The organism is Microvirga pudoricolor (genome assembly GCF_016892705.1).
In the GTDB taxonomy this organism is placed as follows: domain Bacteria; phylum Pseudomonadota; class Alphaproteobacteria; order Rhizobiales; family Beijerinckiaceae; genus Microvirga; species Microvirga pudoricolor.
The window spans coordinates 63,923-89,112 of sequence record NZ_JAFEMB010000004.1; the positions used below are offsets into that span (position 1 = coordinate 63,923).

At 64.5% G+C, this 25,190-nt stretch carries 17 protein-coding genes; 8 read left to right on the forward strand and 9 right to left on the reverse strand.

From position 1 onward, the window contains the following. The first annotated feature begins 47 nt into the window (after positions 1 to 47). Genes ILT42_RS14245 through ILT42_RS14265 form a run of 5 tightly spaced genes read left to right on the forward strand, consistent with a single transcriptional unit; the run spans position 48 to position 8,385 of the window. Complete coding sequence (locus ILT42_RS14245) at positions 48 to 2,135, forward strand: amylo-alpha-1,6-glucosidase (RefSeq protein WP_204216286.1); 2,088 nt, start codon at positions 48 to 50, stop codon at positions 2,133 to 2,135. A gap of 4 nt (positions 2,136 to 2,139) precedes the next feature. Next, the gene (locus tag ILT42_RS14250) at positions 2,140 to 4,842 is read left to right on the forward strand and encodes an MGH1-like glycoside hydrolase domain-containing protein (protein WP_204216287.1); all 2,703 of its coding nucleotides are present in this window, start codon (positions 2,140 to 2,142) and stop codon (positions 4,840 to 4,842) included. Positions 4,843 to 4,871: 29 nt separating this feature from the next. After that, entirely contained in the window at positions 4,872 to 5,639 is a 768-nt protein-coding gene (locus ILT42_RS14255; RefSeq protein WP_204216288.1) for an SDR family NAD(P)-dependent oxidoreductase, read from the forward strand. 5 nt (positions 5,640 to 5,644) lie between these two features. Further along, positions 5,645 to 7,198 carry a GMC oxidoreductase gene (locus ILT42_RS14260; RefSeq protein WP_204216289.1) on the forward strand — a complete coding sequence of 518 codons (1,554 nt, stop codon included), beginning with the start codon at positions 5,645 to 5,647 and terminating at the stop codon, positions 7,196 to 7,198. After that, positions 7,198 to 8,385 (forward strand): MFS transporter, encoded by a 1,188-nt coding sequence (locus ILT42_RS14265; RefSeq protein WP_204216290.1) that lies wholly within the window; start codon positions 7,198 to 7,200, stop codon positions 8,383 to 8,385. Before ILT42_RS14260 ends, ILT42_RS14265 begins: the two co-directional genes overlap by 1 nt. A gap of 15 nt (positions 8,386 to 8,400) precedes the next feature. On the opposite strand, the gene ILT42_RS14270 is transcribed toward ILT42_RS14265, so the two are convergent. The 6 genes from ILT42_RS14270 to ILT42_RS14295 all read right to left on the reverse strand — a co-directional run bounded on the left by ILT42_RS14270 (position 8,401) and on the right by ILT42_RS14295 (position 19,101). Beyond that, positions 8,401 to 9,162, reverse strand: coding sequence for a LamB/YcsF family protein (locus tag ILT42_RS14270; protein ID WP_204216291.1), 762 nt, complete (start codon positions 9,160 to 9,162; stop codon positions 8,401 to 8,403). A gap of 23 nt (positions 9,163 to 9,185) precedes the next feature. Beyond that, a complete protein-coding gene (locus ILT42_RS14275) occupies positions 9,186 to 12,314 on the reverse strand; it encodes an efflux RND transporter permease subunit (RefSeq protein ID WP_204216292.1) in 3,129 nt (1,042 codons plus the stop codon). A 10-nt stretch (positions 12,315 to 12,324) separates the two neighbouring features. After that, positions 12,325 to 15,444 (reverse strand): efflux RND transporter permease subunit, encoded by a 3,120-nt coding sequence (locus tag ILT42_RS14280; RefSeq protein ID WP_204216293.1) that lies wholly within the window; start codon positions 15,442 to 15,444, stop codon positions 12,325 to 12,327. Further along, positions 15,441 to 16,691, reverse strand: a complete 1,251-nt coding sequence (locus ILT42_RS14285) for an efflux RND transporter periplasmic adaptor subunit (RefSeq protein WP_204216294.1) — start codon at positions 16,689 to 16,691, stop codon at positions 15,441 to 15,443. The genes ILT42_RS14280 and ILT42_RS14285 overlap by 4 nt, the downstream gene beginning before the upstream one ends. Before the next feature lie 49 nt (positions 16,692 to 16,740). Next, complete coding sequence (locus ILT42_RS14290) at positions 16,741 to 18,186, reverse strand: efflux transporter outer membrane subunit (protein ID WP_204216295.1); 1,446 nt, start codon at positions 18,184 to 18,186, stop codon at positions 16,741 to 16,743. A gap of 144 nt (positions 18,187 to 18,330) precedes the next feature. Further along, on the reverse strand, positions 18,331 to 19,101 hold the full coding sequence (locus ILT42_RS14295; protein WP_204216296.1) for a hypothetical protein: 771 nt from the start codon (positions 19,099 to 19,101) through the stop codon (positions 18,331 to 18,333). 663 nt (positions 19,102 to 19,764) lie between these two features. Here ILT42_RS14295 and ILT42_RS14300 point away from each other — a divergent pair. Continuing rightward, on the forward strand, positions 19,765 to 20,475 hold the full coding sequence (locus ILT42_RS14300; RefSeq protein WP_204216297.1) for a LuxR C-terminal-related transcriptional regulator: 711 nt from the start codon (positions 19,765 to 19,767) through the stop codon (positions 20,473 to 20,475). Positions 20,476 to 20,547: 72 nt separating this feature from the next. Here the strand turns inward: ILT42_RS14300 and ILT42_RS14305 are convergent, their stop codons facing one another. After that, positions 20,548 to 20,802 carry a DUF6894 family protein gene (locus ILT42_RS14305; RefSeq protein WP_204216298.1) on the reverse strand — a complete coding sequence of 85 codons (255 nt, stop codon included), beginning with the start codon at positions 20,800 to 20,802 and terminating at the stop codon, positions 20,548 to 20,550. A gap of 482 nt (positions 20,803 to 21,284) precedes the next feature. Here ILT42_RS14305 and ILT42_RS14310 point away from each other — a divergent pair, with 482 nt between their 5' ends. Further along, complete coding sequence (locus ILT42_RS14310) at positions 21,285 to 22,106, forward strand: LuxR C-terminal-related transcriptional regulator (RefSeq protein ID WP_204216299.1); 822 nt, start codon at positions 21,285 to 21,287, stop codon at positions 22,104 to 22,106. A gap of 238 nt (positions 22,107 to 22,344) precedes the next feature. Here ILT42_RS14310 and ILT42_RS14315 read toward each other — a convergent pair whose 3' ends face one another. Next, the gene (locus tag ILT42_RS14315; RefSeq protein WP_204216300.1) at positions 22,345 to 22,857 is read right to left on the reverse strand and encodes a MucR family transcriptional regulator; all 513 of its coding nucleotides are present in this window, start codon (positions 22,855 to 22,857) and stop codon (positions 22,345 to 22,347) included. Between the two features lie 804 nt (positions 22,858 to 23,661). Further along, the gene (locus tag ILT42_RS14320; RefSeq protein WP_204216301.1) at positions 23,662 to 24,180 is read right to left on the reverse strand and encodes a cold-shock protein; all 519 of its coding nucleotides are present in this window, start codon (positions 24,178 to 24,180) and stop codon (positions 23,662 to 23,664) included. 482 nt (positions 24,181 to 24,662) lie between these two features. On the opposite strand from ILT42_RS14320, the gene ILT42_RS14325 reads away from it, so the two are divergent. Beyond that, the gene (locus ILT42_RS14325; protein ID WP_204216302.1) at positions 24,663 to 25,154 is read left to right on the forward strand and encodes a MucR family transcriptional regulator; all 492 of its coding nucleotides are present in this window, start codon (positions 24,663 to 24,665) and stop codon (positions 25,152 to 25,154) included. The last annotated feature ends 36 nt before the right edge of the window (positions 25,155 to 25,190 follow it).

A 25,190-nucleotide genomic window follows, 5' to 3' on the forward strand; every position in this document is an offset into this window, starting at 1 on the left:
CACCGGCACGCTTCGGCGCCGGTTGGAGAGGCATCGGGGCAACAACCATGGGAAACGATGCAGCGGCGCCGGTCGCGATGCCATCCGCCGCGCCGGACCGTCCGGTCCGGCCTCCGGGCCCGTGCCGCCCCGACGAGATCCGGCTCGGGCGCGCCATCTGCGGCCATTTTGGGCAGGCCGAGCGGCGGGAATGGTGGCTCGCCAACGGCTTGGGCGGCTATGCGGGCGGCACGGTCGCCGGCAGCCTGACCCGCCGCTATCACGGTCTCCTGATCGCTCCCGTCGAGCCGCCCCTGGGCCGCAGGCTCATCCTGGCCAAGGCGGACGCCACGCTCGTGGGCGGCGACGTGCCCGTTCCCCTGTTCACCAACGGCTGGATGGGCGGTGCCATCGCGCCGCCCGGTCATGTGCGAATCGAGAGCTTCCGGTTCGACTACACGGTGCCGGTCTGGATCTACGAGGCCGAGGGCCGACGCATCGAGCACCGGATCTGGATGGAGCCCGGCGCGAATACGACCTATGCGGCCTGGCGCCTCCTGCCGGATGCCTGCGCGCCGAACGCCGCGCTCGCCCTGCGCGTCGCGCTCCTGGTCAACGACCGTGACCACCACGGCAACATGGTGCCGGGCGGGTTCACGCCAGACATCGCGGCCGAGGGGGACACGCTCACGATCCGGGACGGGTCCCTGTTCACGCTCACGATCGCGGCGCCGGGCGGGTCCGTCACGGCCGCGAATGAGTGGTACCGGAACTTCGACCTGTCGCTGGAGGCCGACCGAGGGCTCGATCCCGTGGACGCCAACCTGTTCGCGGGCTCGGCCGATCTGCCTCTCGGTCGGGGCGCCCTCATGGGGATCGTCGCGAGCCTCGAGCCTGACGCTTCGACCGATCTGGAGGCTGCCCTGGAGCGGCGCCTCGCCCATGACCGCAGCGTCCTCGCGGCGGCGGCCCGCACCCTGCCGGACAGGCCGGACTGGATCGCCCGGCTGGCTCTTGCCGCGGACGCGTTCGTCTTCGCGAGGCCCTTGCGGGACATGCCGGACGGGCAATCGGTCATTGCGGGCTACCCGTGGTTCGGGGATTGGGGCCGGGACACGATGATCAGCCTGCCCGGTCTTACGCTGGCGATGGGACGGCCGGACACGGCCAAGCGCATTCTGCGGACCTTCGCACGTTTCGTCAGCCAGGGCATGCTGCCGAACGTGTTTCCGGGCGACGGCGCAGAGCCCGCCTACAACACCGCCGATGCATCCCTCTGGTTCTTCGAAGCCTGGCGGGCTTATGTGGACGAGACCGGAGACACCGACGCCCTGCGCGAGGTCTATCCGGTTCTCGAGGACATGATCGCCTGGTATCTGAAGGGGACGCGCTACGGCATCGGCGTCGACCCCGCCGACGGGCTGCTGCGGGCGGGCGTCTCGGGCGTGCAGGTCACTTGGATGGACGCCAAGGTCGGGTCCTGGGTGGTGACGCCCCGCATCGGCAAGGCGGTGGAGATCAACGCCCTGTGGTTCAATGCCCTACGGATCATGGCGGATTTCGCGGCACGGCTGGGCCAGCCGGATACATTCAGCGAACCAGCGGAGCGCGCGCGCGCGGGCTTCTCGCGGTTCGTGCGACCGGACGGGCAAGGGCTCTACGACGTCATCGACAGCCCGGAAGGGCAGGACACGAACATCCGGCCGAACCAGATCTTCGCGGTCAGCCTGGCGCATAGTCCGCTGGAGCGCGACGCGCAGGAGCGGGTCGTCGCGTGTTGCACCCGTCACCTGCTGACGTCCTATGGCCTGCGCTCTCTGGCGCCGGGCAGCGCGGGCTACTGCCCCGTCTATGGCGGCAATGTCCGGGAGCGGGACGGAGGATATCACCAGGGCCCGGTCTGGACCTGGCTGCTCGGTCCATTCGCGCTGGCCCATTACCGGGTGACCGGCGATGCCGGGGCCGCTCTGGCGTTTCTCGATCCCTTGCGGGATGCTCTGGCCGACGGGGGGCTGGGCACCCTCGGGGAGATCTTCGACGGCGACCCGCCGCATCATCCGCGCGGCGCGCCGGCCCAGGCCTGGTCCGTCGCCTGTACCCTCGACGCCTGGCGGCGTCTCCAGGGGGAACTCTCCTCCAACCAAGGCAGGACCTGAAGCCATGGCGGCAGCATTCGACCCGGAGCGCAAGCGCCTGCGGGAGGCCCGGGACGGCAAAGCCCGTTGGCGCCGGTGGGGCACCTATGTCAGCGAGCGGCAATGGGGCACCGTGCGGGAGGATTACAGCCCAGACGGCACGGCCTGGGACTACTTCACCCACGACCATGCCCGCAGCCGCGCGTATCGCTGGGGCGAGGACGGCTTGGCGGGGTTCTGCGACGAGGACCAGTACCTGTGCCTGTCCGTCGCCCTCTGGAACGGGCGGGATCCCATCCTGAAGGAACGTCTCTTCGGCCTCACCAACGCACAAGGCAATCACGGCGAGGACGTGAAGGAGATCTATTACTATCTCGACGCCATCCCGACCTATTCCTACGCGAAGATGCTCTACAAGCTCCCGCAGGGAGCCTACCCGTATCAATGGCTCATCGACGAGAATGCGCGCCGTCACGGCCGGGGGGAACCCGAATTCGAGCTGATCGATACCGGGCTGTTCGACGAGGACCGCTATTTCGACGTGGAGGTGGAATACGCCAAGGCCGACGTCGACGACGTTCTGATGCGCGTGACGGTGCATAACCGAGGCCCGGAGGCGGCGCCGGTTCACGTCCTGCCCCAGGCGTTCTTCCGCAACACCTGGTCCTGGCGCGAGGGAGAGCCGAGGCCTGTGATGACCGAGGAAGGCTACGGTCTCGTCCGCGTCGAGCATCATGACCTCGGCCTGTTCCACCTGGCTTTCGACGAGCCTGACGAGACTCTCTTCTGCGACAATGAAACCAACATGCAGAAGGTGTTCGGCGTCTCCGGGGAGCCGGGGTTCTCGAAGGATGCCTTCCATTCCTACGTGGTGGATGGGCGCCCTGACGCGGTCAATCCGGACAAGACCGGCACCAAGGCGGCGGGCCTCTACCGGCGGGACGTTCCGGCCGGCGGGCACGTGACGTTTCGGGTTCGCCTGCGCTCCGGCGAGCCGATTCAGAACCGGTTCGAGAATTTCGCCGAGATCTTCGCGGCCCGGCATGCGGAGGCCGACGCCTTCTACGCGGCGCAGCAAGCCCGGGTCGCGGACGAAGACATGCGGCTCGTCCAGCGCCAGGCTTTCGCCGGGATGCTGTGGAACAAGCAGTTTTACTTCTACAACGTCTCGGAATGGCTCGACGGCGACCCAGCCCAGCCGCCGCCTCCCGAGGCGCGCAAGCACGGACGCAACAAGAAGTGGCGGCACTTGAGCAGCGCCAGCATCATCTCCATGCCGGACAAATGGGAGTATCCCTGGTTCGCCGCCTGGGACCTCGCCTTCCATTGCGTGACGTTCTCGCTGATCGATCCCGACTTCGCCAAGGACCAGCTCGCCCTGCTCTGCAAGGTCTGCATGATGCACCCGGACGGGGAACTGCCCGCCTACGAATGGGCCTTCGGGGACGTGAACCCGCCCGTCCATGCCTGGGCGGCCCTGCGCGTGTTCGAGAACGACCGCCGCCAGAACGGCGGCGTCGGCGACAACGACTTCCTGGAAGGCGTCTTCCTCAAGCTCATCATGAACTTCACCTGGTGGGTGAACCGCAAGGATTCGGACGGACGCAACATCTTCGAGGGCGGCTTCCTGGGCCTCGACAATATCGGCATCTTCGACCGCTCGGCGCCCCTGCCAACGGGCGGGTACATCAGCCAGTCCGACGGCACGGCCTGGATGGCGATGTACTGCCTGAACATGATGCGCATCGCTCTCGAACTGGCCGCCCACGACCAGACCTACGAGGAACTGGCGATCAAGTTCTTCGAGCACTTCCTGTTCATCGCCAAGGCCATGACCGACATGGGCGAGGAGAGCATCGGCCTCTGGGACGACGAGGACGGATTTTACTACGACGTCCTCTGCATGCCCAACGGCCAGAAGATCCCCATGCGGCTCCGGTCCATGGTGGGGCTCATTCCGCTCTTCGCCGTCGAGGTCATTGAGAAATCGGTGCTCCTCAGCATGCCGGGTTTCGCCGAGCGCCTGAGCTGGTACCGCGAGCGGCGAGGCGATCTCGCGCAGCTCGTTTCGCGCTGGGCCGAACAGGGCAAGAACGGACGCCATCTCCTGTCGCTGGCCCGCGCGTTCCGCACGACAAAGATCCTCCAGCGCATGCTGGACGAGAGCGAGTTCCTGTCGCCTCACGGCATTCGCGCCCTCTCGCGAAGCTATCTCGAGCATCCCTACGAATTCGACTATAACGGCGCGCGCTACTGCCTCCAGTACCAGGCGGCCGAGTCGAACAGCAGCGTCTTCGGGGGCAATTCCAACTGGCGTGGACCGGTCTGGATGCCCGTCAATTTCATGATGGTCGAGAGTCTTCGTCGCTTTCACGACTATTATGGCACGGACTTCAAGGTCGAGTGCCCGACGGGCTCTGGCGTCAAGATGTGCCTTGGCGATGTGGCCGATGAGCTCTCACGTCGTCTGACCTCGCTGTTCCTGCGCGGTCCGGACGGGAACAGGCCCGTCTTCGGCGCCAACCGGAAGCTCCAGACCGATCCGCACTTCCGGGACTACATCCGCTTTCACGAGTATTTTCACGGCGACAACGGATCTGGGCTTGGAGCGTCCTGCCAGACCGGTTGGACCGGCCTCGTGGCCAATCTCATCGATCATCTGGCGTCTCAATCGGCCGAGGAGCCACAGGAGAGCCGCGAGCGGACATCCGCCGCCGCCTCGTCGTGAACCACACCCACATCATTTGGAACCGAACCATGTCACTTGAAAACAAAGTCGCCATCGTCACCGGGGGCAATAGCGGAATCGGCAAGTCCATCGTGCTGGCTCTCGCGGCGCAAGGCGCGAAGGTCGTCATCGATTATCTCTTCGATCCCGATGCGACGGACGCCCTCGAGAAGGAAGTCGCCGGTCTCGGCTCGCAGGCGGTCGGTTGCCAGGCCGACGTGAGCAAGGTCGACGATCTGCAAAAGCTGATCGACACAGCCGTTCAGACCTTCGGCCGCGTTGACATCATGGTCAACAATGCGGGCGTCGAAACCCGCACATCCGTGCTCGACACCACAGAGGGGCAATACGACAAGGTGCTGGACGTCAACCTGAAAAGCGCCTTTTTCGGAACCCAGATCGCCGCCAAGCAGATGATCAAGCAGGGCGAGGGTGGACGCATCATCAACATCACGTCGGTACACGAGGATTGGCCGATGCCAGGCAACACGCCCTATTGCCTGTCCAAGGGCGGCATCCGCATGCTCACGCGCACCGCCGGGGTCGAACTGGCAAGCCATAACATCCTGGTCGTGGGAGTGGGCCCCGGTGCCGTCGCCACGCCCATCAACACCTCGACCATGAAGGACCCGGCCCTGCTGGCAAAGCTCGATGGCGCGATTCCGCTCGGGCGCATGGCGCAGCCGGAGGAGATTGCGAATGTCGTGGCCTTCCTGGCGGGCCCCAACGCCACCTACCTGACGGCCACAACCATCTTCGCCGATGGCGGCATGATGCAGAGCAGCGTCGGACTCTAGTGGCGATGAGCGACCATTACGACGTTATCATCATCGGAAGCGGCGCCGGTGGCGGAACGCTGGCGCGCAAGCTGGCACCGTCAGGCAAACGCATTCTCATCTTGGAACGTGGCGATTGGCTTCCCCGCGAAGCCTTGAACTGGAACACCGCAGCCGTGTTTCAGGAAAACCGCTATATCTCCCCCGACACGTGGTACGATTCCGAGGGACGCGCCTTCCAACCGCAGGTGCATTACTTCGTGGGGGGCTCGACGAAGCTGTTCGGGGCAGCCCTTTACCGCCTGCGCAAGGAGGATTTCGGCGAGACCCGCCATTATGACGGCGTCTCTCCGGCTTGGCCCATCTCGTATGAGGAACTGGAGCCATATTACACCGCCGCCGAGCAAATGTACCATGTGCACGGCCAGCATGGATCCGATCCGACGGAACCGCCCACCAGCGGACCGTATCCGGATCCGCCGATCTCCCATGAGCCCCGCATCCAAAGGCTTTTCGACAACCTGGAGGCAGCGGGCTATCACCCGTTCTATGCGCCATCGGCAGTTATGCTCAATGAAGCCGACATGGCCTACAGCACCTGCATCCGGTGCCAGACCTGCGACGGTTTTCCGTGCCTTGTTCACGCGAAATCCGACGCGGAAGTCGTGGGTGTCAGGCCCGCGATCGAGTTCGAGAACGTCACGCTTTTGCGCAATGCCGAGGTTCTGAAGCTGGAGACGGACCCGGCGGGCCGTTCTGTCACGGGGGTGGTCGCCACCGTGAGCGGGCAACCCGAGACATTCTCGGCCGACATCGTGGTGGTGTCGTGCGGGGCCGCGAATTCGGCGAAGCTCCTGTTGGGGTCCGCGAACGACGCGCACCCCAACGGTCTCGCCAACGGGTCGGATCAGGTGGGCCGGAACTACATGTTCCACAATAGCCAGGCGGTGCTGGCACTCTCCCTCGAGCCGAACCCGACCATGTTCCAGAAGACGCTGGCACTCAATGACTTCTACTTCGGCATGGACGGCTTCGACTATCCCATGGGCAACATCCAGATGGTGGGGAAGTCGCTCGGAGCCATGTACAAGGGCGAGAAGCCGTTGGAGACTGCTCTCGTGCCGGTGGGCCTGCTCGACGATGTGGCGCACCACGCGGTTGATTTTTGGCTCACCACGGAGGATCTGCCAGATCCTGAGAACCGTGTGACCCTGGAAGCGGATGGGCGCATCAGGCTGAGCTACACACCCAACAACCAGGTGCCGAAGCAGAAGTTGTACGAGAAGCTGAAATCCATGCTGAACCATCTTGGCATGCACCCTGATTTCCTGGTGCATCGCCAAGCCTACATGAAGACCGACATTCCCCTCGCCGGTTGCGCCCATCAGGCCGGGACATGCCGGTTTGGCGACGATCCCGCCACATCCGTCCTCGACCGCAACTGCAAGGCCCACGAACTCGACAACCTCTACGTGGTCGATACGAGCTTTTTCGTCAGCATCGGGGCCGTCAACCCGTCCCTAACGGCAATCGCGAATGCGCTGCGGGTTGGCGACCACCTCCTGCAGAGGCTCGGCTGATGGTGGCGTCCGGCCGCGAGATCGGCCTGCTCTATGCCGCGGCGGTCGCTCAGGGTCTCGCGCTGGTTACCTTTCCGGCCGCGAGCGCCGTTTTCACCGATCCGAACGGGTTCGCCTTCAGCAGCACCCAGTACGGCACCATGTTCCTGCCTCAGTTCGTGATGGCGATCCTGGCGTCGAGCCTGGCGCCGAAGCTGGCGGCTCGCCGAGGCCTCAAAGCCGTTCTACTGGTTGGGCTTGTGGCCGATCTCGCATCGATGGCGGTGTTGGCGGCCAGCGCGTTGATGACGGGAACGGCGATTGCGTTTCCGATCATCTGTCTTGCGACCGCAGCGCTCGGTTTCGGTTTCGGCGCCACCGTGACGGCGCTGAACAGTCTCAGTGAGGCGTTCTTCCCCGAACGGCCGGATCGGGCCGTTTTGACCGTCAACGCTTTGCTCGGCGTCGGCACCGCCCTGGCGCCGCTCTTCGTCGCCGTATTGTCCGGCCTGGGCCTCTGGTGGGCTCTGCCGGTCTTGATGGTGTTGTGTCTGGGACTCATTCTGGTCCTGCTTGTCAGGCAGCCGCTCCAGGCGGGCGTGCCAGGCGAGACGCGGTCGACCTCTCAGACGAAGGAGCATCTGCCAGGGCGGTTCTGGCTCTATGGCGGCGCGGTTCTGCTCTACGGCATCCTTGAAACCATCAGCGGCAACTGGGGAACACTCTATCTCAGCCAGGAGCGCGGCGTGCCCGTGCATGAAGCCTCCTATGCGCTCACGGCCTTTTGGGTCGCGGTCACGCTCGGGCGCGTCATCGTCGCCGGGTTGGCGTCACACGTTTCGCCGCGCGTCATCTATCAGGCCCTGCCCGTTCTTCTCGCCCTTGCCTTCGGGGCGGCGGCAAGCGCGCATTCCGGGTGGAGCGGTATTCTGGCTTTCGGCCTGTTGGGGCTGGCATGCTCCGCGCTGCTGCCTCTCAGCCTCAGCTTCGCCGGCAGCGAGTTTCCCCGTCTCACCGCGACGACGGCGGGTGGTTTGCTGGCCTTGTATCAGATCGGCTATGGCATCGCGGCGTTCGGCGTCGGACCCCTTCAGGAGATGGCGGGCGTTTCCTTAGGCCGCATATTCCAGGCCGGGATCGTCATTGCTATCGCGCTGACGGTGGCGGCGTTCCTGATTGCCCGCCGCAACTCTTCCGCGCGCGCCTGATAGGAGAAGACGTCCTCAAGCCGCGAAGGGCGCAACCTCCACACCCTCCGCCTCCAGGCGGAACCTCACCGTGCGCGCGAGGTTGACCGCTCCCGGCGTATCGCCGTGAACGCAGACCGAGTCCACGCGGGTTTTCATGCGTTTCCCGGAGGTGGACACGATCTCCCCGTCGCACACCATGCGCAGAACCCGCTCGGCCACCACGTCGGCGTCATGGATGACGGAGCCCGGTTGAGAACGTGAGACGAGCCGCATGGCGTCGTCATAGGCGCGATCGGCAAAGACCTCGAGGGCGTGGGGCATGTCGAGCGCCAGGGCGGCCCGCTCCATGGCGGTCTGGGGCATCACGAGATAGACGAGACCGAGATCGACCGCCCGAATGGCGCGGCCCACCGCCGTGGCGAGATCCTCATCGTCCATCGAGAGATTGTTCAACGCACCGTGCGTCTTCACATGGGTGACCCGATGGCCCGCCATCGCGGCCAGCGCTTGGAGGGCGCCGATCTGATAGGCGACCATCGCCTCGATGTCGGAGAGACTGTCGCCGCGAATGACCCGGCGTCCGAAACCCCAGAGGTCGTTGAAGCCGGGATGGGCCCCGACGCTGACGCCCTTGCGCTTCGCCTCCAAGGCCATGCCGCGCATGATCGTGGGATCGCCGGCATGAAATCCGCAGGCCACGTTCGCGGTGGTGACGATATCGAGCATGGCGGCATCGTCGCCCATGCGCCACGCCCCGAAGCCCTCGCCCAGATCGGAATTCAGATCGACCCTCATGGCATCCCCCTTTGACGATCGGTTCATAGCCCGGATGACGCTCCGGCGTCACCCGATCGGACAGGCTCGCCCGCCAGTTTCGCGCTCAGACGGCCGTGCGTGGGACGCAGGCGGTCAAGCATGAGATAGATGATCGGGGTCGTGTAGATCGTCAGGATCTGCGACATCACGAGACCGCCGATGATCGTGATGCCGAGAGGCCAGCGCAATTCGGCTCCAGGTCCGGTCGCGAGGACGAGGGGGAGGGCCCCCAGGAGCGCCGCGAGCGTCGTCATGGTGATGGGGCGGAAGCGCGCCATACAGGCCTCCCGGATGGCCGCCTCGGCCGAAAGGCCGTGACTGCGCTGCGCCTCGATGGCGAAGTCCACCAGCATGATGCCGTTCTTCTTGACGATCCCGATCAGCAGCATGATGCCGATGAGGGCAATGAGGGATAGGCTCGTCCCGGTGACCCACAGCGTCAACAGGGCCCCCAGGCCCGCCGAGGGCAGGGTCGAGAGAATGGTCAGCGGATGGATCAGGTTCTCGTACAGGATGCCGAGCACCAGGTAGACCGTGATGAGCGCCGCCAGGATGAGAACCACTTGGCTCGACTGGGTCTGGGTGACCTCGCCCGCATCGCCCGCGAACTCGACCCGGACCGCTTCCGGCATGTGCAGCTCCATCAGCGCGCGCTCGATCTCCGGCGTGACGACGCTGAGTTCCGCGTCCTCCGCGATGTTGAAGCTGATCGTGGCCGAGGGGAACTGACGCTGGTGGTTGACCACGAGGGGCGCGGAGGAGAACTCGACGCTCGCCACGGAGGAGAGCGGGACCTGCGTGCCGTTGCCCGCCGACACGAAGAGCCTGCCGAGGCTCGTGACGTCGCGCTGCAGGTTCGGGTCCACCTCCAGGATGATCCTATACTGGTTCCTGGTCCGGTAGAGCGTCGCCACCTGGCGCTGCGAGAACGAGTCGTTCAGGACCGCCGTGATGTCCCGCACGGAAACGCCGAGCTGGGAGGCCCGCGTGCGATCGATCCTGACATAGGCCTCGGGCCCGCCCTGTTCGCGGTCGGTGTTGACGTCGAGGACACCCGGAACGGTGCGGATCCGGGCCACGGCCCGCGGAACCCAGCGCGTGAGTTCCGCCAGTTCCGTGCTCCAGAGCGTGACTTGGTACTGCGAACGCCCGCCGCGTGCCCCGATGGTGATCTCCTGGGGCGGGAAGAGCGTAACCTGGGCTTCGACGATCTCGGCGAGCTTGGGCCGCAGGCGGGCGATGATTTCCTCTGCGGTCAGCTTGCGCTCCTCGAGAGGCTTCAGATTCAGGAAATAGCGCACCTGGTTGCCCGAGCCAAACCCTGAACCACCGACCGTAGAACTGACGCCCGACACCGCCGGGTCGGACATCAGCACGGCCATGACTCGTTCATCGATCCGGGTCATGGCCTGGAACGAGGTATCGGGCGATGCCCGGGCGAAGCCCATGATCAGCCCCGTGTCGCCCCGCGGAAGGATCGCCTTGGGCAGGGAGACGTAAAGCCCCGCTGTCAGGCCGACGGCCCCGAGGGTGATGAGGAGCATCAGCCATTTGTGCCCGAAGGCCCGGTCGAGGGTGCGGGCATAGAAGGCGCCGACCGCCTCGAGCACCGGCTCGACCAGCCGGTCGAGGGCTGTCTGGCGCGGACGCGGCAGGGTGCGGATGAAGCGGCCGCAGATCATCGGCGTGACGGTGAGGGACACCACCGCCGACATCACCACCGCGTAGGTGAGGGTCAGCGAAAATTCCTGGAGGATCCGTCCCGTGACGCCGCCCATGAAGAGGATCGGAATGAAGGCCGCGATCAGGGACAGGCTGATGGAGATCACCGTGAAGCCGATCTGCCGGGCGCCCAGCAGGGCGGCTTGGTACGGTTTGAGACCCGCTTCCATGTTGCGGTAACAGTTCTCGATCATCACGATGGCGTCGTCCACCACGAAGCCGACCGAGATGGTCAGCGCCAGCAGGGACATGTTGTTCAGGCTGAAGCCCGACAGCCACATGAGCGCCACGGTTCCGGCGAGCGACAGCGGAACCGTCACGCCCGCCGCCGCGGTGGGCACGCCCCGGCGCAGGAAGACGTAGACCACCAGCATGACGAGAAGCACGCTCAGGCCCAGGGTCAGCTGCAATTCGTCCACGCTGGCCTGGATCATGGTCGTTCGGTCGTTGACCACCGAGAGAGCGGTGTCCGCCGGGATGAGGAGGTTCAGCTCGGGCAGGAGGTCCCGCACGCGCTTGACCGTTTCCACCACATTGGCTTCGGACGTCTTCTGCACCATGAGGGTGACGGCAGGCTGCCGGTTGTATCCCCCTGCCGTGCGGCTGTTGCGCGTGGCTGCCTCGACCTTCGCGACGTCGGTGAGTCGCACGATATTGCCGCCATCGGCCTTCAGGACGATCTTGGAGAAATCCTCGAGCGTCGCGATCTGGCTGTTGGTGCCGATCAGGATGCTCGTATCGGGTCCGTCGAAGCGCCCATTCGGGCCCAGCGACGTGGCGCCGGTGATCGCGGTGCGCACGGCTTCCATGCCGATGCCGCGCGCTTCGAGGGCCGCCGGATCGATGGCGACCCGGAAAGCCGGCTGATCCGCGCCCCCGACCGTGACTTCCGCAACCCCCGGAGTCTGCGCGATCCGGGTCGCCACGATGAGATCGGCAATGTCGTAGAGTTCGCTCGCGAGCCGGTTCTTCGAGGTCAGGGTCAGGGACAGGATCGGGAAGGCCGCGGGGTTGAATTTCCGCAGGCGCGGTTCCTGCGACAGGCTGCTCGGCAGGTCCGCGCGGGCCGCCGTGATCGCGGCCTGTACGTCGCGGGCGGCATCGTCGACGTTGCGGCTGAGCTCGAACTGGATCGCGATGTTGGTGGAGCCGAGAGCGCTTGTGGAGGTCAGCTCCGTCACGCCCGCAATGGTGCCGAGATGCCGCTCCAGGGGTGCCGCCACCGTGGCGGCCATGACCTCCGGGTCCGCCCCCGGCAGGGACGCGGATACCCGGATGGTGGGAAAGTCCACGCTCGGCAGGCTGGCGACCGGCAGGAACAGATAGGCGACCAGCCCTGAGAGGAGGAGGCCGACGGCCATCAGGAATGTGCCGATCGGCCTGCGGATGAACGGCTCGGAAATGTTCATCGCGAGACGCTCATGGAGATGGCTCGGGCGCCTCGTCGCCGTCGACGCTCAAGCTCCCGAAGCGCCGAGCCACCCGGCGGCGGACGCCGTCCATGGCGAGATAGATCACCGGCGTCGTGTAGAGGGTCAGGATCTGGCTTGCCAGGAGGCCGCCGATGATCGTGACTCCGAGCGGAACCCGCAGCTCCGCGCCCGCGCCATGGCCGAGAACGAGGGGCAGGGCGCCGAAGATGGCCGCCACGGTGGTCATCATGATGGGCCGGAAGCGCAGGTGGCACGCCTCGCGGATCGCGGCTTCCGGCGAAAGGCCGCGCGTCCGCTCGGCATCGATGGCGAAATCGATCATGATGATCGCGTTCTTCTTCACGATGCCCATCAGCAGGATGATACCGATGATGGCGATGAGCGACAGCTCCATCCCGAAGGCCATCAGCGCCAGCAAGGCGCCTACGCCCGCCGACGGCAGGGTGGTGAGGATCGTGAAAGGATGGACAAGGCTCTCGTAGAGCACGCCCAGAAGGATGTAGATCACCACGACGGCGGCCAGGATCAGCCAGGGCTGGCTCTGCAGCGACGCCGCGAACTCCTCCGCGTCGCCCGTGAGCGTGCCGTAGAAGTTGGCCGGAAGCCCGATCTCGGCCTCCGCGTCCTCGACGGCCTGGATGGCCTGGTCGAGGGATGCGCCCGGCGCCACGTCGAAATTGAAGGTCGCGGCGGGGAACTGCTGGACGTGGTTGACCACGAGCGGAGCCGCGACCCGCTCGACGCGCGCGACCGACAGGAGCGGGATCTGCGCGCCTCCCGTGCCCGCCACGTAGACCTTGGCGAGGGCCGACGGGTCGCTCTGGTAGCGGGGATCGGCCTCCAGCACGACGCGGTATTGGTTCGCCTGCCCGTAGATGGTGGCAATCTGGCGCTGCCCGAAGGCGCTATAGAGAACGTCGTTCACAGCCTGCATGGTGACGCCGAGGCGGCCCGCCGCCACCCGGTCGACGGTGATCTGCACCCGCTGCCCGTTGTTCTGGAGATTGGACGACACATTGGCGAGAACCGGACTGTTCCGCAGCGCATCCTCCACGCGAGCGGCCCAATCCGGAAATGTCTGCTGGTCAGCGCCCACCAACACGTACTGGTATTGCGTCCGACCGGCCTGCGTGCCGATCTGGATATCCTGCACGAGCTGGAAATAGGCCGTGATGCCGGGGATTACCCCGACCTGCTCGCGCAGGCGCGCCATCACGGCCTGAGCATTCTCCGTGCGAGCGGACAGGGGACGCAGCACGACGGACAGGCGGCCCGTGTTGAGGGTCGGGTTCGCCTCCCCGATTCCCACCACCGACACCACTCCCAGGACCTGAGGATCCCGTCCGACGATCGTCTCCACCTGTTGCTGCAGGGCCTGCATGCGCTCGAAGGACACGTCCTGGGCGGCCTCCGTGGTGACCGTGAGGAGGCCGCTGTCCTGCTGGGGCATGAATCCCTTGGGGATCGCGACATAAAGCCAGACGGTCGCCACGAGCGTCGCGAGGGCGACCAGCAGGGTGAGGGCGCGATGGCGCAGGACCCCGTCCAGGGTGACCCGGTAGAGCCCCAGAAGACCGTTCAGGGTGCTCTCGCTCCACCGAACGAGAAAAAAGTGCCGTCCGGGCCGTGCGGGCTTCAGGAGCCGTGCCGCCATCATGGGCGTCAGGGTGAGCGAGATGACGGCCGACACCACGACCGTGATGGTCAGCGTGAGGGCGAATTCCCGAAACAGGCGGCCGACGATTCCCGTCATGAAAAGGAGCGGGATGAACACCGCGACGAGGGACAGGGTCAGCGACACGATGGTGAAGCCGATCTCGCCCGCGCCCTTATAGGCCGCCTCGAGGGGCGAATGGCCCTCTTCGATGTAGCGCACGATGTTCTCGATCATCACGATGGCGTCGTCGACCACGAAACCCGCCGCGATGGTGAGCGCCATCAGGGACAGGTTGTCGATGGTGAAGCCCGCGAAATACATGACGCCGAAGCTGCTCATGAGGGAGAGCGGCAGGGTCACGCCGGCAACAAAAGTCGCGCTGAAGGTGCGCAGGAACAGGAGCACCACGAGAATCACGAGGGCGACGCTGAGCACCAGGGTGAGCTGGACCTCTTTCACCGAGGCCTTGATGGTGGCGGTGCGGTCGCTGACGATGGACAGCGTCGCGCTGGCCGGGACGGAGCGCTGGAGCGCCTGGATCTGGCGGCCGATGAGGTCGACCGTCTCGACGATGTTGGCGCCGGGCTGTCGCTGCACGTCGATGATGACCGCGGGCTTGCCGTTGTAGAAACCCGAAACCTTGTCGTTCTCCAGCCCCAGCATGATCTTGGCCACGTCCTTGAGGAGGACCGGCGATCCGTTCGCGGTGGCCACCACCACGGTCTCGTAGGCCTTGGCGTCGCTGAGCTGGTCGTTGGCCGCGATGGTCAGGGCCTTCTGGGCTCCGTCGAGGGAGCCTTTGGATCCCGACAGGCTTGTATTGGCGATGGCGGTGCGAAGCGTGGAGAGCGAGATGCCATACGAAGCAAGACGCGGGAGGTCGACCTGGATGCGGATCGCTGGCCTCACACGTCCTTGCACCGTGACGCGCCCGACGCCTGATATCTGGCTCAGCCGCTGGCTGATGAGCGTGTCGGCAAGATCGCTCAACTGCTCGAGGGGCAGCGCGTCGGACGTGAGGGCCAGGGTCACGATGGGCGGATCGGCGGGGTTCACCTTGGCGTAGGTGGGCGGGTAGGGCAGGTCGTTGGGCAGCGTGGCGTTCGCGGCGTTGATGGCGGATTGAACGTCCTGCGAGGCGGCATCGATGTCCCGGTCGAGAATGAACTGCAGTGTGATCTGGCTCCACCCGTAGGAGCTCATGGAACTCAAGGTCTGCAAGCCCGAGATCTGGCTGAGCTGGCGCTCCAGGGGAGCGGTGACGAGGGACGCCACCGTGTCGGCGCTCGCACCAGGAAGCTGCGTGGTGATCTGGATCGTCGGGAAGTCGACCTGGGGCAGGGAGGAGATCGGCAGGAGCCGGTACCCGAGAATACTGCCCAACAGCACGGCCACCGCCAGGAGAGCCGTGGCGATGGGACGCGCGATGAAGGGAGCCGAGACGTTCACGGGGTCGAGGCCGGTTCGGCCGCCGATGCGTTGCGCCTGCGGCGTTGGTTCCCCTGATTCGGTTCGCTGGCCGTGGCGGGCTCACCCGACGAGAGGGTGATCCGGGAGCCGTCCTGGAGATTGGCGAAGCCGCTCGTCACCACTTGCTGACCGGCATCGAGACCGCCGGCGATCACGGCCTGCGTTTCGTTCTGCTGGGTGATGCGAACCGGCGTCAGCTTCACGGTGTCGTCGGGCTGGACCACATAGACGAAGCTGCCCACCGTGCCCTGCTGGACGGAGGCGGCCGGCACTACGATGGCGCCGCCCAGCGTTTTCAGGAGAAGGCGCACGTTGACGAACTGGCCGGGCCAAAGGCGCCCTTGGGCATTCTCGAACGTACCCTTCATCTTCACCGTGCCGGTGGCCTGGTCGACCTGGTTGTCGATAACCTCCAGCACGCCCGCGTCGAGCTGCTGGGATCCGATGCTTGCCGTCACGGACAGGGGCCCCTTGGCGGTCGCCACCTCGGAGACCACGGTTTCGGGCAGCGTGAAGAGGACCGAGATCGGGCGAAGCTGCGTGATGACCACGAGGCCGGTTTCGTCTCCGGAACTCACAAGATTGCCCTCGTCGATCTGGCGGATGCCCGTGCGCCCGTCGATGGGGGCCGTGATGGTGGTGTAGTCGAGACTAGCCTGTGCGCTGTCGATGGCGGCTTGGTCCTGCCGCACCTGTGCCTCGGCCTGAGCCACCGCGGCCCGCTGGGTATCGGCCTGCTGCTTGGAGGCGAAATCCCCCCGCGCAAGGCTCGTATAGCGTTCGAGATCCCGGCGCGCATTGTCGAGGCTGGCCTGATCCATGGCTTTCTTGGCCACCGCCTGATCGAGGGCAGCCTGATAGGTCACCGGGTCGATCTTGGCGAGAACGTCGCCCTTCCTGACGTCCTGGCCCTCCTTGAAGTTCACGCTCAGGAGACGGCCGCTGACCTGGGCCCGCACCGTGACGGTCTTGTAGGCCCGCACGGTGCCCACGCCGTCGAGATAGACCGGCACGTCGGCCGCCCGTGCGGCCTCGGCCAGGATGGGCACCGGGAGGCTCCGGCGTCCCCCCGGACCGCGAGGGGCGCCCGAAGGAGAGCCGCCACGGCCGAGAGCCGCATCGCCGGCCGGCCGGTCGCCCCAAAACGGAATGGCGTCGCGCATGGTCCAGCCGATGCCGGCAAGAGCCGCCAGGGCGATCAGCAGGACGAGGGTTCTGGGCTTCATGAGGGTTTTGGTTTCCTTTCGGCCGTTTCACGCCCGCCGCGCACGGGCTTCACGGCACGCGCGCCACGTCGAGGCCTGGGCCCCTCTCCCAGCCTCCGCCGAGCGCCCGGTAGAGGTCGACCACGGATTGCAGCCGCGCCAACCGGGCCTGGACCAGGGCATTCTGCGCCGAGAACAATGTCTGTTCTGTGTTCAGGAGGGTCGTGCGGTCGATGATACCAGCCCGCAACTGCTCCACCGAGATATCATAGGCGCGCTGCGACGATTCAACCGCCTTGCCCTGGAGGGCCTCCTGCTCGGCGGTCTTGCGATAGGCCACGAGAGCGCTCTCGACCTCCTGGAAGGCCACCAGCACGGTCTTCTGATAGGTGACCAGCAACTCGCGAAAGCGCGCCTGGTCGATCTCCACCTGGCCCTGGAGGCCGTAGGCGTCGAGGATGGGCTGCGTGAGCCCGGCGGCCACCTGATAGAACTGGCTGGACGGGTTGAGCAGGGTGCGGAGCGCCGCGCTCTGGAAGCCGCCCTGGCCGGTCAGCTGGATGGACGGCAGGAGCTGCGCCTTGGCGGCCTGGACGTCGAACCGAGCGGCGGCGAGCTGGGCTTCCGCACGGGCAATGTCGGGGCGCCGCTCAAGGAGCCCAGACGGCAGGCCCGGTCGGATCGCAGGGATCCGCAGCGCATTCAGGCTCGCGGTTGCGACTCTCACGGCGTCCGGCGTCTGCCCGAGCAGGACCGCCAGGGCGTAAAGGTTCTGCTCCAATTGGATCTCGAGGCCCGGGATCCCGGCCCGGACATTGTCGACCAGGCTCTCTTGCTGGGCCTCATCCAGATTGGAGGCGGTGCCGAAGCGCACGCGGGCCTGGACGGCCTCCAGGATGCGCTGGGCGCTCGCCAGGTTGTCGCGGGCGATGGCGATCTGCTGCTTGAGAGCCACCACCTGGAAGTAGGTGTTGGCCACGGTGGCATCGGTGGTGATGATCACCGTCGACAGGTCGAAGGCGCTTGCGGCGGCGCTCGCCTCGGCGGAGCGTCGGTTGGACAGGTTCTTGCCCCAGAAGTCGAGTTCGTAGCTCGTGCTCAAGCCGGCGGAAAGGTTTCTCGAACGACCGCCGGAGCCCAGGCCCGATCTGGCGCCCCTGTAGGATTGGCCGGCATCCGTGGTGGCCGACAGGCTCGGAATGAGGGCCTGGCTGGCCACCTTGATGGCCGCGTCCGCCTGTTCGACCCGGGCGACGGCGGCTTCGGCGTCGAGATTGCCGGACCGCGAGGCCTGCATGAACCGGTCCAGTTCCCTCGACGAGAAGACCCGCCACCAGCCATCGGACGGCCACTCGGCCCCGGGGCGGGAGGGGGCGTTCTTGAACCGGGCCTGGACGGGCGCGCTGAGGGCTTCGACCCCGGGATCGACCGCGCAGGCGGAGGCGCCGAGAGCCAGGACGAGGGCACTTGCGACGCGAACATAACCTGCCGCACGGGCAGAAGGACACAACCTCATCGACGCCGGGCTCACTGGAACTGCCCCGATGAGTTAACAGCTATTCGGCAGAGAGCCAAGAAAGCCCCTAGGTCGCCCCGAACGCAAAACAGGGAGGCTGACCTCCCTGTCGACACCGAACGGCCACTCTGGATGCGGCCTCGCCTATTTGCGCTGCGGCCGAAGCGACCGGGCCAGTTCGCGGATGACGTTGTCTTCGATGTTCAGGTTCAGCCGGTCGATCTCGTCGCTGGAGGCATCCACCTCCACGGCCGTGCTCGACTCGGAGGCCTGCGGGGCGGCGGGTCGCTGATTCGACGACGCGCGGCGCTGCGGCTCGGGAGCGGGTTCCTGGCGCGTCGCCTCCTGACGGGACGATGGCTGGGGTGCACCGTAACCGCCGCGCGGGGCCGCATAGCGGTTTTCGAAGATGTCGAGCAGCGTATTGAGAGCCGCATTGGTGAGCGGAATTTCCGGCGCCTGCGGCAGACCTTCGAGAGCGATGGAGCGGTTGTGATAGGCTTGGTCGGCCGTAACCTCAGGTCCGAACCAAGACGGAGCGCGGAAATCCCGCGCATCCTCGTCGCGCTCGAACTCGACGGATATCAGATCGAGGGGGCCCGGCGTGACGAAGCGGCTGATGCGAATGTCATGGTTGCCGACGGTCAGGACGGAGCGCACGTAATCGACCTTGCCGGGTGTGACGTCGAGCAGCGCTTCCGCATGCGGGCGCGGCACGTCCGTGCGTTCTTCGACCGGCATCCCAGCACCGGTCGTGATCAGCACAAGGCTGCTCTGTTCGCCATCCAGATAGACGTAGGAGCTGCGATCCGCCTGATTGGGAAAGTAGCCTTCCGTCACACGGTTGCCGCCGCGCTCCTTCCGAATGAGGCGAGCCAGCGAAGAAGCTACGAGAAAACGTCGGGTCTGACTCATTGCGGCACACGCTCCCTGACCACTTAGGCTTGGTATTCTAGCTTAATTAGGGAACCAATGACCTTTGGTAAACACTTGTCCCCCATGAATGACAACTTCAGGGTTAACGGCGGTGTATAAACCCAGGCTCGTGCGAAAAACGCAGACCGCGATCCCGAATGACGACCATCCATGGCGTGGTAACGGGCTTCGCACCCGCACAGGAGTATAACACGCTTCCTCCTGCTACGACGAAATCGCGGCCGCCGAAACGTTGTATTGGTTGCAACGACCCGCTCCTGTCGCCGCAAGTCTTCTTCAAGTCTAACGAGTGTTCGCGCGATCTTGTGAGATATCTCACAGCGTCTCGTCGGATCGCGTGTTAGGGGTAGTCCGACAAGACCGGATCGGATTGCTGCATGTTATGGTCTGGGCGGCGGGAACTGAATCTGAGTACCCCCAGGCCGAGAGGTTCCTCGAAAGAGATCCGAGAACGGTTCGGTGAGCCATAGGATCGCTTCAGACGCGTCGAACATAAGAATTGTTACGGCAAGTCTGCATCATATGTTGTGTTCAGACTACTTTCCTACCTCAAAAGTGCAGAACGATACCTCCTTTCCACTTTAGTTAACATAAGACGCACGCACTATAGTCATCATTGAAGTCGGCCAAAGGATAACGAAGATGCCAAAAGGTGAAGCGCAGGTCAGTACGGTTCTCGTCTGCAATAATCCCATGCTGCGTGAGGGCCTCAAGCATATCCTTACGGATACGCGCTTCGGTATCTGTCCGGAGGATTCAATCTCCGGTGATGCCGGCCAGTTCCAGAGCGCGGACTCGGCGCAACTCCTGTTCATCGTGGACGCGAACCACGATTACGGAAAGCCGGCGGAGCGGATCCGCAGTCTTCGCATTCAGTATCCGGCCGCAAGCGTAGTGGTTCTCGCCAATCATTTCGACATGAGCGACATGATGGCGGCCCTCGATGCCGGAGCCCAAGGCTATTGCCTGTCGACCATCGACTGCGCGGTTCTGGTGAAGTCTCTCGAACTGGTCATGCTGGGCGAGACGGTGTTCCCCTCCGCCTTGTTCCTATCGAACGTCGCCAGCTTCCAGCGCGGCCGGGACGTCGTCGAGGCTCCCGTGCGCGCCGTCCGGTCCGCCCAGTCCGACCGTCAGGCCAGGAACCTTTCCAGCCGCGAGGCCGAGATCCTGCGCTGCCTGATGCAGGGTGCGCCCAACAAGGTCATCGCGCGGGAACTCGACGTGGCGGAGGCGACCGTCAAGGTTCACGTTAAGGCCATCCTGCGCAAGATCCAGGTGTCGAACAGGACGCAGGCGGCGATCTGGGCGACCGAGCATATGTCGGACGAGCCGTCCGCAGTCGCCCGATAACGCGGAGAACCCTCTCGTCCGGGCGCAACGTCGCTCGAGACTGTCATGACGCGGCGGGCCCTGTGCCCGCCGTTAGTGTATGAAGCTGCGGCCAAGCGGGATGGTGAAGAGGATGCCGCCGTCCTCGTCCACCACTTCGAGGCGCCAGCCCTGCCAGTCCTCATTGCTCATGTCGTCGTCCTCGCGCAGCTCCTCGACGGCTTTCATGGCCTGGGCGCGCGCCTCCTCGACATCGTCGACTTCGATGCCGTCAGTGTCCTTGATCGTGTCGGACCCGCTGAGGAGGTTAAAGTAACATCGCATAATTTTTAAAGCGGTAGCTTCCATCTGCCTTCGCCATGACGTTGAGATCGCAAAGCCCGGCCATGTATTTCAACGTCGTGAGTTCACTGTCTGTCTAGATGTGCCCGAAGGGTCTGTCCAGCATCGCAGACGGCGAACCGCTTGGGAGGTAGAATTTCCCAGAACTGGTTAAACCTTTGTGAAGGAAAATGATTTTTCCAAGCCGGCCTCCTCCTTCCGACCAGCGTGGCAACAGGTTCCCAGATCCGCTACCGCCTTGGGGGTATGTCACCCCTTCTATGTATTTCTCAGCTTCAGGTTGCGTATCCAGGCTAATCACCGGCCCAATACTTATACTGTCTTCATTGAGACATCATGCCGTCCTGAGCCGCCATCACAACATTTGTGCGGTTTATCGTTCGAAAGCGCGAATTAATTAGTTGTAAAACGCTGATTCTACGGTACTCTTAACCCATAGTTAAGTAAGATCAGCATTGACATCGCCAGCATCGTAGGGGGGCTGAATCATGCGCAAGAGCAATGACCCGAACAGCCTTTTGGATGTGGATTCCTTCACTCAGGATACCTATCCGAGGTACTCACAGTCGGCACCCGGCCTGGACATGACCCTGAAAAGCATCAAGGCTCCTCCGGTCGTCGCGACCCTCTTGGTCGAGCCCAACACCCTCCTGCGGGAAGGCCTCAAGCGCATTCTGTCAGGAACGGATTATGGCGTCGTGGCCTCGGGGACAGCGATCGAGGACCTCCCCGTCGCCCGGATCGCCCACGCACACCCCCAGCTCCTGATCCTCGGCGTACCGTGCAACCACGACACTCTCGCGGCCGATCTCCAAAGCCTCAAGGCAGAGCGGCCGGGCCTCAAGGTCGCGGTTCTGGTCGAGACTTACGATCTGGACCAAGTGGTCGCGGCCTTCGATGCCGGCGCCGATGCTTATCTGGCCAAGACCATCTCTCATGAGATTCTGCTCAAGTCCCTCGATCTCGTCATGCTGGGCGAGATGGTCTTTCCGTCGGCCATCCTCGATCTCGTCCGCCGCCAAGCCGCCGCGACAGTCCAGGAGGCTCCGCAGGCGCATCCGATCCAAGCCGTCGACGGTGACGGCGAGGCCGCGCCCAAGCAGCTCTCCGTGCGCGAGACCGTCATCCTGCGTTGCCTGATGCAGGGCGATTCCAACAAGCTGATCGCCCGCAAGTTCGATATCGCCGAGGCGACCGTCAAGGTCCATGTCAAGGCAATCCTGCGCAAGATCCAAGCCAAGAACCGGACCCAGGCCGCCATCTGGGCTGCCAGCCACCTTCAGTCGAGCCGGTCGGGCGCGCAGGGCTGAGTGCCGCCCGCCCGTTTGGGTGTCCGATCTGTCGAAAAGGGCCCGCAATTCGCGGGCCCTTTTCTTTTTAGGCTCAAGCGCGGGATTGTTTGAACGAAGAGGGCCGCCGGAGCGGCCATAGAATCGGCTGGTGCCAGGGCATTTTTGGGTGAACTGGGTAAGGTTCATCGCGCAAAGGGCGCCATCGCAAGGACCGGAGCTGCTTCCATGTCATCGGAAGCAGCTCCACGGGCCGGGCTCAGCGCCCCAGTTCCTGCTTGGTGGAGCCACGCCGCTTCGTGCGCGAGATCAGCACCTGCGTGTCGACAGGCGTCGCCTCCTCTGTCGGAGAATCCTCCTGCGAGGGCAGCCGGACGGGCTTTCCAAGGCCCATGTCCTTTGCGAGCTCCGACCGGTGCTTGGAGTAGTTGCGGGCCACCATCGGATAGTCCGGCGGCAGGGACCACTTCTCCCGGTATTTTTCGGGCGTCAGGCCCAACTTGCCCAAATGCCGTTTGAGCGTGCGATAGGGCTTGCCATCCTCCAGGCAGATCAGGAAATCCGCCGTCACCGATTTCTTGATCGGAACTGCCGGCTCCTGCTTGGCGACCTCCGGCGGGGCCGGAGCGGGCCGCCCCAGGAGAGCATCGTGCACGGCTGAGATGAGGTTCGGCAATTCCGCACGGGGGACCGGGTTGTTGCTGACATAGGCGATGACGATGGAAGTGGTAAGTTTTGTATAATCGATTGGGGAGTTCTTGGATTGGTCCATCGATCCCTTGTCCTCTGTTTGGCGCCCGCGTCGAAAATTTGACCTTCCTTGTGCTTTAAGTAAACCGTTAGATAAGGCGGTTTTATGGTTTCTTGGTGGTCTTTGGAGTTATATTTACGTATCCAATATGATTAGTGAATACAAATCTAAGTATAGTAACTGCAATATTAACGATCTCAACGGATGAATCTCGGTCCGATTCTTAATTTTTGATGATCTTGAAGGGCGCTGACGCGGTGATTTGTGCCGAAAAGTGCCTTAGGGAACAGGCAGCTTCCGATGCAAGAAGATAAACCGAGTTTTACTGGCCGCCGGCGGGCTTCGATGGAGCGTAGCCGAAGGAGCGATCGGTATTCACCGGCCGCCGTAGAAGTTTAGGAGCTTAGTTTTCAGTCTCTCGGCTAGCCAGTACAAATGATGGCGCCAAGGCCAGGCGCGAAGGCCAGTGATGGATTTTCGCTATACATGATCTCGAAACCTGGCTTCGCGGCCCCCGGCACCGCGGCCTGTATGACGATGGGGCACGGGCGCCTCGGGCTGGCGGGTCCGCAGCACGGATGGCGCAGGGAGCCTCGAGCGATCCTGTTCAAGCGGTAGAAGGTCCAGCCATCCGGCGGGTTGGCCCTGCGGGCCCCTCGCGACCTCCGCGCCTGACGGACGGCTGGAGGCGCCATGTCGTTTGACCGCTCATGCCCCATGGGGTCGCAATGCGCCATCGAAGGCGACGGACGATGGTGCGCTCAACGAAAATCGGCCGGCCGCGCGAAAGCGGGCCGGCCGACGAATCGGTCTATGCCGAGGAAATCAGGCGAGCTCGATCGCACCGACCTCGAGGCCCTTGCGGCCCTCGACGATCGCCACGCGCACGGTCTGGCCCTGGTCCAGTCCGCTGAGGCCGGCCCGCTCCACCACCGAGCAGTGGATGAACAGATCCTTGCTCTCCCCCTGCACCGCCACGAAGCCGAAGCCCTTCACGGGATCGTACCATTTCACGGTGCCGGTCTGGTCCGGCGGGCCCGCGACGGGGCGCTGCTGGAAGCCGCCGCCGCCGCCCGGACGCCCAGCCGGACGTCCGCCACCGCCGCCCATGGGCGGACGGGGACGGCGCGGCGGCTCAGGCTCGGCCGTGCTCGCATCCACGCTCACGATCTCGTTCACCTGCGGGCCCTTCTGGCCGGCGCCGACGCGAACCACGAGGGTCGTGCCGGATTCGAGCGCGCTGTAGCCAGCGGCCTCGACCGGACGGATATGCAGGAACGCCTCCCCGGAACCGTCGGTCATCTCGACGAACCCGAAGCCTTTCTCCGCATTGAACCATTTCACGCGGGCTTCCGTCTCGGGGCCTGAAGCGGCCGAAGCGGGAGCATGAGAACGTGCTGGTCTGTCGTAGGATGATGGTGGAGGCGCATAGTCGCCCCAAGGATCAGCAGGTTGATCGCCGAACTGACGTCGACGGTCACGATGATCGTTACCCCGGCCCATAAATAACTGCCTTCTGAAGTCTGTAGTTTCGTCCGCTCACTGTAGGCCTAACGCTCTCAATGCTGAAGCGCAAGGAGGGGGCCCGCTCCACCATGCCAGTCCGATAGGGCACTTGGGAGAGGATTTTCATTCCATGCCTACTCCCGAGGGTCCATCGTAAAGCTATATCTGGCGAAACAGCTACGGCTAAAGTGACCCGCTTTCCACAAGAAAGCAAGTCAGTTTGAGAGAAATGCCAGTGTTCCCTTCGCGAACAACTTGCTTTACGAGCATTCTAAGTTTGACAAAAACTAATGCTCACAGGAAATCCCGGAAGGATTGCGATGGATCAGACCGACCAGACGAAAGTCGATTATACAGAGCTCACGGCCCATGTGGTGTCGTCCTATGTGGCTCATAACGCGGTCCATCGGGCCGACCTTCCGACCATGATCGCATCCGTCTACGGCGCCCTGCAGGGCTTGGGCGCCCCCAAGGCGGCGGAGCCGGTCAAGCAGCCGCCCGCCGTCCCGGTCAAGAAGTCCGTGACGCCTGACTTCCTGATCAGCCTCGAGGACGGGAAGCATTACAAATCCCTCAAGCGGCACCTGACGAAGCTTGGGATCACGCCCGCCGAGTACCGCGAGAAATGGGGCCTGCCGCGGGACTACCCGATGGTGGCGGCCAGCTACGCCCAGCGCCGCTCCGAACTCGCCAAGAGCATCGGCTTGGGCAGCATGCGCAAGCAGGCCGCCGAGCCGGAGGTCGAAGCGGCTCCGGTCGAAGCGCCCAAGGCGAAGCGGCGCTCGCCCGCCAAGCGCAAGGCTGCCCGGTAGGAACGCGGCCTCTTCCCAAAAAGGCCCGATCTCTCC